The 3,096-nt window shown below is 41.1% G+C and carries 3 protein-coding genes; all 3 read left to right on the top strand.

Annotation, left to right across the window (positions count from 1 at the left end; genetic code table 11):
- The coding region (locus GHO03_RS23980; protein WP_178110369.1) for a primase C-terminal domain-containing protein at window positions 1–547 on the top strand (547 nt) is incomplete at its 5' end.
- Window positions 548–820: 273 nt separating this feature from the next.
- Window positions 821–1,327 carry a hypothetical protein gene (locus GHO03_RS23985; protein ID WP_153400646.1) on the top strand — a complete coding sequence of 169 codons (507 nt, stop codon included), beginning with the start codon at window positions 821–823 and terminating at the stop codon, window positions 1,325–1,327.
- A gap of 1,171 nt (window positions 1,328–2,498) precedes the next feature.
- Window positions 2,499–2,879 carry a hypothetical protein gene (locus tag GHO03_RS23990; RefSeq protein ID WP_153400647.1) on the top strand — a complete coding sequence of 127 codons (381 nt, stop codon included), beginning with the start codon at window positions 2,499–2,501 and terminating at the stop codon, window positions 2,877–2,879.
- The last annotated feature ends 217 nt before the right edge of the window (window positions 2,880–3,096 follow it).

Here is a 3,096-nt window from a genome sequence, read left to right on the forward strand (position 1 = left end):
CGCGGTCAATAGCGCCAAATTCAGCGGGATTTTCAACTTACTGCGCGGTTGCGGCAAGTTGATCGGAGCTTCCTTAGCCGATTACATCGACTTAACCCCGGAGAAAGCGAAAGAGAAACCCGTAGAGGACTATGGCCTTGGTCGTAACTGTATGCTTTTCGATGAATTGAGAGCGTGGGCATACAAGGCTATACGCCAAGGCTGGCCGACCTATGAACAATGGCTAAACGCTTGCCTAGACCGTGCCACCGGCTACAACGTTAATTTTACTACGCCGTTGGACATATCCGAGGTTAAACACACAGCCAAGAGCGTAGCGAAGTGGACACATAGAAACTTTACCCGTGGCACCTTTGACGATTATGTCGCCAGAACCCACACAAGCAGAATTCAAGCAATCCGAGGCAAGAAAGGCGGCAAAGCCAATGGAAAGACGAAAAGAGAACAAGGCATCCTATTACTAAAATCAGGAGCAACAGTACAAGAAGTTATGAAGCAGATGAGTATTGGACGAGCAACCGCATACAGATGGTCAAAGCAGATCTAACATTATAATCTGTCTCAAAAGCCTATATCAGATAATAGCACCCGGTGAGGGTGTTTCTTCTCCCCCCCTCCCACCCACTCCCATACATCACACACGGTCGTAGACTGCACACACGACACACGCACATACATATACACACGCACCTATACACTTGCACCTACAAGAAATATATTTCTTGTATGACGCACACGGCACACACACGCATGAGAAGCCGCAAAACTTTGACTTTCTAATATTCGTGGTATATTGTTATCAATTAACAACAAATTCACCATGAACAAAATCTCTCTCGCATTACTCACCGCCTTAACCCTTACTACAACCCAAGCTGAATACGTAATCAAGAAACCACTTGAGCAATTCAATGGAGGGTCACTCCCAAACGGGTCAATACTTTTTGTAACACAAGAAGAAGGCCCACCATTACCACCCGCAGAAATCGAAGATGAATTGTCAGGCTATAAAGGTATCGGAACGCTTGATACAGTTAGTGTCTCAGGCTTTCTTATGAGTTCAACGTTCCAAAACCCCATGTATAGCAATGTATTGTTTAGAGCCTACGGCGACCACTCCATATATCTCATAGGAAATGTGCAGGAGTTGCTGAACACTGCCAAATCCATAGTTCTAACCATCAATGGTGATGTCCAACCATGCGAGATTTATGATACTAGTTACCTAGCCTACAAAAATCAGACCGCATTTCACTGCTCAACTATAGGTTTCGTAGGCACTAAATATTCACCAGGCCAGCAGTTCAGCATCACTTTCAAAAACTAGCATTATAATTAGTGCAAATAGCCTATATCAGATAATAGCACCCGGTGAGGGTGTTTCTTCTTTCCACCCCATCCCTTCTTTTCTCCCCCTCCTACCCATATACACCCACGTACATACTCACAGACACCTCGATAGCCGTATAACTCACGGAAACGAGTCAAACGGAGCCGATATCACTCAACCGATACAAATCCCCGCTCAAAGTTAAAGACACGCCCTAACGCCTTAATTTCGCACTACACTGCCGAATAGCCTACATAGGTTTGGAGATATATCCCCGAACCTATATGTATGTATACATACATATCAAATTCCTTTTCTGATGAAAATCTCACACTCTTCCAAATTCATCAAAAACCATGAACATCAATCACTGGGCTGATGAACCTAACTATCCGCAAACCATTGTCAAACGCACTTTATGACAAATTCGAGTTTTTTTAAAAGACCTATGACAGTTATGACAAAAATGACAAACCCAAAAATAACCGTAAAATCAACCAAATATTGGGAAACACACAAACAAAATAAATTCAATCGACATGACAGATTTAGACCGGGGCACATTACATAGGTTTGGAGATATATCCCCGAACCTATATGTATGTATACATACATATCAAATCCGATAGGACAACCCACCACAGCAGCCCACTTCAATCTTCCAAAAACCTGTATTTTTGTCATAAACCCAAAACAGGTCATTTTCGATAAAAACCAACCCCATCGACCCGCAAGCATTAAAATGCTATTTTCAAAAAAAATCTTGAAAATTTTTTACAACTTTATATCAAATTATTGATAACTCGATTTTTCCGACCATCACTTTATGGCTTAATTACGGCAAAAAACGTTGTCAATAGCAAAACGAAAATATTTTTATCGTTCAACCTTATTTGAATTTAGGGTTCAACTCTATCGCATTTTACTTAGTTGATATCTGCAATTAACCCCCAACTAAAAAATCAAACCATACTTTCAAAAATCTCTCCAAATTTAATTTCAGGATTGAACTTGGGGGATAGGTCACGTAAAAAATTGAAAATTTCAAAACCCTGCCTCCGATTGGCGGCTCGCCAAAAGCTAGCGTAATACTTCGAAGATATATCCCTGAAGCATTGACTTATTTTAAACCTATGCTATTTGTATTTAAAACAGCATAGGAGAATATATGAAAAAAGCAGAAATAGCGGGAAAGATAGGCGGCATGGTTGGTGGTTTCAAACGACGAGAGCGTCAAAGATTTTTAGTCAACTACCTAAAAATAATAGAAATTGAGGAATACCCTAACTTAAGGCTAACATCAAGCCTCGCCAAAAAACTCATAGCGGCATTTTCTGGCTATAAGTCCATCTCTAATGACGTATTAGTGAAAGAGTTTGGAAGAGGGAATAACAAGGTAAAACAGCAAAATCTCGATGAGATTGTAACCCTTATGGTGGCAAGGCATAGAGACACATACAAAGATTTATGGGGCGATGCAAAACGAAAAATTGAAGACGATGCAGACGAATACAAAAAACGCATAATCGAAGAAATGCGACCTCACTAAACTCAAACAATGTAACGCCCCACGTTACATACTTATATCCTCAAAGCTAATACTACGCTTCACGGACATATACCCTACTCCCACAGAGTAGGAATCGCCCCATTTCGTTCCACTTAAATTAAACAGCCATAGGTTCAAAGTGTAGTGGTCTAATGAAACCGGACACCCTTTTAGGCGAGAATACTCGCCAGATCGAGGTGTCAGATGACCAAACAAC

The sequence above is a fragment of the Pseudomonas sp. FSL R10-1339 genome, assembly GCF_009600545.1.
Taxonomy (GTDB): domain Bacteria; phylum Pseudomonadota; class Gammaproteobacteria; order Pseudomonadales; family Pseudomonadaceae; genus Aquipseudomonas; species Aquipseudomonas bubulae.